This window comes from Jannaschia seohaensis, assembly GCF_900116765.1.
In the GTDB taxonomy this organism is placed as follows: Bacteria; Pseudomonadota; Alphaproteobacteria; order Rhodobacterales; family Rhodobacteraceae; genus Jannaschia; species Jannaschia seohaensis.
On record NZ_UETC01000026.1, the window covers coordinates 25,719 to 31,829 of the forward strand.

At 63.2% G+C, this 6,111-nt stretch carries 5 protein-coding genes and 1 pseudogene; 1 reads left to right on the plus strand and 5 read right to left on the minus strand.

What is annotated here, in order from left to right; all coding sequences use genetic code 11:
* Positions 1-67: 67 nt before the first annotated feature.
* A pseudogene (locus DTQ71_RS24510) lies at positions 68-310 on the minus strand (MFS transporter); the annotation flags it as partial.
* 218 nt (positions 311-528) lie between these two features.
* Positions 529-1,383, minus strand: a complete 855-nt coding sequence (locus tag DTQ71_RS22750) for an LpxL/LpxP family acyltransferase (RefSeq protein WP_170125559.1) — start codon at positions 1,381-1,383, stop codon at positions 529-531.
* Positions 1,384-2,467: 1,084 nt separating this feature from the next.
* Between DTQ71_RS22750 and DTQ71_RS22755 the strand changes: the two genes are divergently transcribed.
* The gene (locus DTQ71_RS22755) at positions 2,468-3,610 is read left to right on the plus strand and encodes an NADH:flavin oxidoreductase/NADH oxidase (RefSeq protein WP_109566576.1); all 1,143 of its coding nucleotides are present in this window, start codon (positions 2,468-2,470) and stop codon (positions 3,608-3,610) included.
* Positions 3,611-3,768: 158 nt separating this feature from the next.
* Here the strand turns inward: DTQ71_RS22755 and DTQ71_RS22760 are convergent, their stop codons facing one another.
* The 3 genes from DTQ71_RS22760 to DTQ71_RS22770 all read right to left on the minus strand — a co-directional run bounded on the left by DTQ71_RS22760 (position 3,769) and on the right by DTQ71_RS22770 (position 5,834).
* Positions 3,769-4,752: a zinc-dependent alcohol dehydrogenase family protein gene (locus DTQ71_RS22760; RefSeq protein ID WP_109566577.1), complete on the minus strand. Its 984-nt coding sequence runs from the start codon at positions 4,750-4,752 to the stop codon at positions 3,769-3,771.
* Positions 4,753-4,885: 133 nt separating this feature from the next.
* Positions 4,886-5,404 (minus strand): peptide-methionine (R)-S-oxide reductase, encoded by a 519-nt coding sequence (locus DTQ71_RS22765; protein ID WP_170125560.1) that lies wholly within the window; start codon positions 5,402-5,404, stop codon positions 4,886-4,888.
* Positions 5,405-5,579: 175 nt separating this feature from the next.
* Positions 5,580-5,834: a hypothetical protein gene (locus DTQ71_RS22770; protein ID WP_109566579.1), complete on the minus strand. Its 255-nt coding sequence runs from the start codon at positions 5,832-5,834 to the stop codon at positions 5,580-5,582.
* Positions 5,835-6,111 lie beyond the last annotated feature (277 nt).

The following is a 6,111-nucleotide window of genomic DNA, read 5'->3' on the forward strand; positions in this document are numbered from 1 at the left end:
TCATGGAGGCGGATGTATTCGACCCAGGTCGGGACATGGTAGCTCTCGCTCCAGATGTCGGATTCTCCATGTCGCGCAGCAGCGTCCAGTTGCCGGCCCCGTCGCGGATGCGGCGGCTATCGGCCATGGGTGCGAGGAAGCGGGGCACGTCGGCCTCGTCGATTGTGAAGTCGATCATTACCATGACCGGCCCGCTGCGCGGCTGGATGTCGAGCGACAGGACCGGCTCGACGAAGGTGTTGGCCGGATCGAGACGCAGCTCGGCGCGGTCGGGCAGGGGCGAAGGCGCGCACCAGATAGCAGATCGCATATGGGCTGGAGCCTATCAGCCGCAAGCGAGTGATGCGCATTCTCAACCTGCACGGTCTGACGCTGGAGCCCTCCACGTGCCGCAAGACGGATCGCGTTCACGAAGGTCGCGATCATGGCCTCCAACCTGCGCTGGCGCTCGGGTGCCTGCGAGATCGCGTGCTGGAACGGCGAGAAGGTCCCCATCTGCGGGCGAGACAGCTTCCTCGACTGTGGGCGTCAATCGATCTTGCCCGAGCCTCGCAACGCCTTTGACCAGTGCTTGTCGAGCGCGAAGGTCCATTCGTCGGGGTGAGATTTGATAAGCCGTTCGAGTTCGTCGACCCATGACTGCGTCGTCTCGACGAGATCCGCTGTCGGGGTCACTGCGGCACCCATGTGAAGCGAGATCGTGGAGTTCGTCTGTACGACGGTTGCAGGGACGATCGGGACACTGGCCTTCCATGCAAACCGGCCTGGCCATCCCGCTATTCCAACGGGTTCACCGAAGGAGGTGGCTCGGACGAGATCGCGGGAAGCGACAACGGGTTGCTCGGGCCGAGGCGCATCCCGTATCCGATCGGCGATCGCGACAACCATTTGGCCGTCGGACAGCGCTTTCAGAACTTTGCGGGCGACTTTCGTCGGGTTTTCCGACTGTATGTCGAGGAATTCGCAGCCGAGATTCTCGTAGATTTGCAGCTCTGCCGTCGCGCGGCGCTTATCCGAGGTCGAGCGCACCAGCGCCAGCAAGGGATAACGCGCTGCGAGCCCTCGGCCCATGGCGAGCGTGGCATGGGCATGCGGGACCAGCAGCAATAACCCACCTTGCTGCAGAAGGCCCTTGAGCCTTTCTTCCTCCGGAATTCTGAGCATGGCGTCTATGGCATCGGTGTATCCGTGCCGGACCTGTTCTATGCGATCTACCCCGAGCAGGAAGCCTCGCACATATTTATGGAATAGTCGCGTAACCGAAGCTGCCCCGGACTGACTGGACAGTGACGCGAAAGTGGCGCGCACGGTGCTGCCGGGCAGAAGGTATGCGATCCAAAACACGAGCCCGAAGATGCCGTAACCCGCCTTCCGAACCGGCATGGACCGGTGTGCGAGCCAGGACGCTACCGCATCATAGGCGACCCAGACCCTGTCCTTTGTTCTCGTGAAGCTCATTGGTCCATATCTGTTCGTTAGGCTGGGTGCAGGAAATCTTCTGGTGCTGCCCTGAGTTTGCAAGGCTTGATTGTCGTCATTGGCTGTTTCGGGCATACGAGCTCTCGTGAGCGGCGCTCGGCGCAGCGGGTTGGCCTGGGCCACGGGCGACCATGAGTTGACGCCTGCTGTCGTTCTTCCCGCTCTACCGGAACTGGTTTCAGCATCCGCGCCAGGGGCATCTCCGGTCAGTGCTTCCGTTCAAGGTTCTTTCAGCAGTGTCTGCCGCGTCCAGGCACGGATTTTCATGGAGCGGTTAGCACCGGGAATTGTCCAACCATAAGTGCGGCGGACCTCCCGCCTGCAAGACTTGGTCCGTCATCTCGGTCTCGCCCTGGGAGGGGGCGTCCGGCTCAGTCCGTCGGACGACGATTGCTGCTCCCGGTCAGCAAGGACACCTACCTGCGCAACGTCCGGAACGCGTCGGGGTCCCCGACCGGCGCGCCAAGGTTGATCGGCATCGACGACTGCGCCTGTCGATGTGGCCAGCGCTACGGCACGGTGATCTGAGATCTCGAACGGCGGCGGATCGGCGGGAGCCTTCGGGGCGTCGGAGAGTGGGCGATGCGTCAGCGTCGCGCCGAGAGCTCTGTGCGATGAGGCTCCGGGCGGTGCCCGATAGCGCGCCGAGCCTCGTTCCTCGCCCCCGCGCCAGGGCTGGGTGCGGGCTTGGACATCCCGCCCAGCTCTGTCGCTGGACCCGCGATGTGAATCCCAGGCAAGCTTTGCGCAACAAGACCCATTGAGGGCCTTTCTCTTCTTATCGGGGCGCGAATTGCGGAGAAGCTTCAATCATCTGGGCCCGATTGCCCGGATTCAGGGAACAGGGAAGCTTTCGCAGCCGAACAGGGAATTCCCGATGCGGAGCAGGGAAGGGGGCTGGGCAGTCGCCCCGGGTTCGAACATCGCTGGAAGATGCGTGTCCGATCGCAGAGAGAGGATAGCGTAAGCCGAAGCCGGAGATGACGCCATGCCCGACGCACCCATGCTCTTTCAGCCACTCAAGCTGCGCAGCGTTGAGACCCGCAACCGTGTCGTGATCTCGCCCATGTGTCAGTATTCGGCCCACGAAGGGCACTTGGAGGACTGGCATCTCGTCCACCTCGGTCGGTTCGCCATCGGTGGCGCGGGTATAGTGTTTACCGAGGCGACCGCTGTGCAGAAGCGTGGGCGCATCACACATGGTTGCCCAGGCCTCTGGACTGACAGTCAGATCCCGGGTCACGCGCGGGTGGCCCAGTTCGTGCTGCGCCACGGCGCCATCCCGGCGATCCAACTGGGCCATGCGGGACGCAAAGCCGGAATGCAGCGCCCATGGTTTGGCAACGGCCCTCTTGACGAGGCCGATTTCGCCCGCGGCGACATGCCGTGGACGCCCGTGGGCGCCTCCGCGATCCCGGTCGCCGACGGCTGGCCGGTTCCACATGAGCTGACCGTGTCCGAAATCGAGGATCTGATCGCGGATTATGTCTCGGCCACTCTTCGCGCCCGCGAGGCCGGTTACCGCATTGTCGAGATCCATGGCGCCCACGGTTATCTGGTCCACAGCTTTCTTTCGCCGTTGTCGAACAGGCGAACAGACGCATACGGCGGCGATCTGAAAGGCCGGATGCGGCTGGCCCTCGAAATCGCCGAGGCGGTACGGGCAGTCTGGCCGGAGGACCTGCCGCTGTTCTTCCGTATGTCGGCCGTCGATGGTTCGCCTGATGGCTGGAGCCTTGAGAATACGGTTGTTCTAGCACGAACGTTGCAGGAAATCGGGGTGGACGTGATGGATTGTTCTTCGGGCGGCATCGCGGGCTCTGCGACTGCCGCCGGAGGGCAAAAGCGCCAGCCGGGTTTCCAGGTGCCGTATGCCGACCGTGTCCGAAAGGAACTTGGGATGGCGACCATGGCTGTGGGACTCATCACCCATCCCGCACAGGCCGAGGAGATCCTCTCCAACGGAAGTGCGGATCTTATCGCGATCGCCCGCGAGGCGCTTGTCGATCCGATGTGGGCGCTCCATGCCGCGCGCGATCTCGGTCACGACACCGGGTTCTCGGAATGGCCGGAACAGTCAGGTTGGTGGCTCGCCGCACGGGAACGGACGTCCGAACGCTACAAACCCTAGAAAGGCTCTGCTGCACAGATCGGCCAAGAGTGTCACAGAATGCCCGAAAGCAGAGGAACGCGGGTCTCGGTCCTGCTGCGCCGGTAGGGTATGGATCGCGGCGCGCCACGGACCCGCACGTGGGGTCACGGGCTCTCCTGCGTGAGTAACAGTTGGACCTATGGCGTCAGCACGGCGGCGCCCTGGAGGCGTCCTTCGCGGAGGTCGTCGAGGGCCTCATTGGCACTCTCAAGAGGATATGGGATCGTCTCGGTTCTTACTCCGGCGGCATCGGCCAGCGGAAAGAACTCTATCCCGTCCTGCCGGGTAAGATTTGCGACCGACATGATCGCGCGCTCTTCCCAGAGATCGGCGTAGGGGAAGCCCGGAATGTCGCTCATGTGGATACCGCCGCAGACCACGCGCCCGCCTTTACGCACAGATCTTAGTGCAATCGGAACGAGGGCGCCGACGGGCGCAAAGATGATGGCGGCGTCCAGAGGCATAGGTGACGGCTCTGACGAGCCCCCCGCCCAGATTGCGCCAAGCGATCGGGCAAAGTCCTGGGCTGCGCGATCGCCGTCCCGTGTGAAAGCATAGATCTCGACACCCTGATGCCGCGCAATCTGACAGAGAATGTGGGCCGCGGCGCCAAAGCCGTATATGCCCAGGGTCTGCAGGTCTCCGGCCAGCTTGTAGCTTCGGTAGCCAATCAGCCCGGCACAGAGGAGCGGCGCCAGGGACACGGGGTCCGCTCGATCGGGGAGCGCGAAAACATACTTCGCATCGGCGATGCAGAACTCCGCATAGCCCCCGTTGATGGTGTAGCCGGTGAAGCCGGGCGCATCGCATAGGTTCTCATGGCCCGAGCGGCAGTAGGTGCAGGCTCCACACGTATGGCCGAGCCAGGGGACGCCGACACGCTGTCCTGCGGAGAAGCCCGTAACGCTAGAACCGACTTCGTCGATGCGCCCCACGATCTCGTGCCCCGGAATGAGGGGAATCTTTGGTTCGGTCAGATCCCCATCGACAACGTGGAGATCCGTCCGACAGACACCGCAGGCCTCGACGGCAATACGGACCTGCCCCTTTCCGGGAACCGGGATCGGGACATCCTGTAACTCGAGCCGTGGAGACGACCCGCCAAAAACCATCGCGCGCATCTTTTTCTCCGCGATACCTGCAAGCAATGCACAGCTATTGCAGCCTTGCCGAGGCCGCTTTGATCGACGTCATGAGGCGGGACGGTATCCGTCTCGGGTGACGCGTGGGACCGTCGCACGGGCGCGACCGTGCTCACGCGAGCTTCAGCGAGGTGCCGTTTATGCAGTGCAGATGCACCCCTTCTACCGGAAGGTGATGCCCGAGATGCGAGCCGCAGCGCCGGCAATGCACCTCGGTCAGGGCGAGCCTGTCGCCGCTTACGCGCATGGAGCGGCCATATTCGCGGACCGGCCCGTCCAGCGCAAGCATGACGGCATTCGGTTTGGCATGGTGAAAGAACACCCACCCCTTGTCGAGCGGCTGAAACCAACCGGCCTCGTACATCGGCAGATTACAGCCCCGGCACAGATAGCCCGGCTCGTGCGCCTCGCGCCACAGTTCGGTCGTCTTCGGCCACTCGGTGTGGGCCTTGCGCAGGATGCCGTAGGCTTTCGCGTCGCCGTCGAGCAGGTCCATCCACTCAACCTTGCTGCGACGAACCTCGTAGGGATAGTCGGACTCCTCCGGAATGTACTTGGCGATCAGGCGGCCAGATGGCGCCCGGACCTGCTCGGCGCGGAGTCCGGTCGCCACGTTTGTACCGGTGGTCATCGCCAAGCCGCCGGCCAGGAGGCTTCGGCGGGTCAGGGGGGGTGGGGGCATGATTGGTCCTCCGGTCTCGTCGTTGGCGTCCTCGTCCGATACCGGTGCAGCTACCCTGAACCTCGATCTCCGGACGACCGTGGGAGAGACTGCGGGAGGCGCTCCGACCTCCCGCAGGTCAATCTCAGTTATCGCGAATGATCGCTTCGATGCGGCCCTTCTTGAAGTTGTCGCTGTCATCGGCCTCGACGATGTCCTTGATCTCGGCGACCTGGGCCAGGGTCAGGTCGTCGAGCACGTCGGTCGGGATGCCCATCCGCTCGAAATCGCTCATCAGGGCAGTGGTGAGCATGTCGTAGCCTTGACCCATCGACTGGGCCTGGGCCAATCCGCCTACGGTGAGCAGGCCTGCGACGAGGGCTGCAGTCATCAGTTTCATATCGGTATCTCCTAGTTGCGGGGTGCGAACGCCGCCGGATCTTCCGAGCGGTGTTCTCCCTTCGATTTCTATCGTCTCCGTCAGTCACGATCACTGAACGACGTCGTGAGAAAACAAAGAGATGACTTGCAATGACGCGCGCGTGAGTCTGCTCCGCGCGCCCTCTCGACCTATGCCGCCCTTAAAGCAACGGACGCGTTCGTAGACTCGGGACTATGTCGGGTGGCGTAGTTATGATTCACGTTGTGCAGGAGGGCTTTGGCGATGCCTGCACCGC

Coding starts and splice junctions, on each gene's coding strand:
- DTQ71_RS22750 (WP_170125559.1), bottom strand. CDS start 1,383: ATGCCGGTTCGGAAGGCGGGTTACGGCATCTTCGGGCTCGTGTTTTGG.
- DTQ71_RS22755 (WP_109566576.1), top strand. CDS start 2,468: ATGCCCGACGCACCCATGCTCTTTCAGCCACTCAAGCTGCGCAGCGTT.
- DTQ71_RS22760 (WP_109566577.1), bottom strand. CDS start 4,752: ATGCGCGCGATGGTTTTTGGCGGGTCGTCTCCACGGCTCGAGTTACAG.
- DTQ71_RS22765 (WP_170125560.1), bottom strand. CDS start 5,404: ATGACCACCGGTACAAACGTGGCGACCGGACTCCGCGCCGAGCAGGTC.
- DTQ71_RS22770 (WP_109566579.1), bottom strand. CDS start 5,834: ATGAAACTGATGACTGCAGCCCTCGTCGCAGGCCTGCTCACCGTAGGC.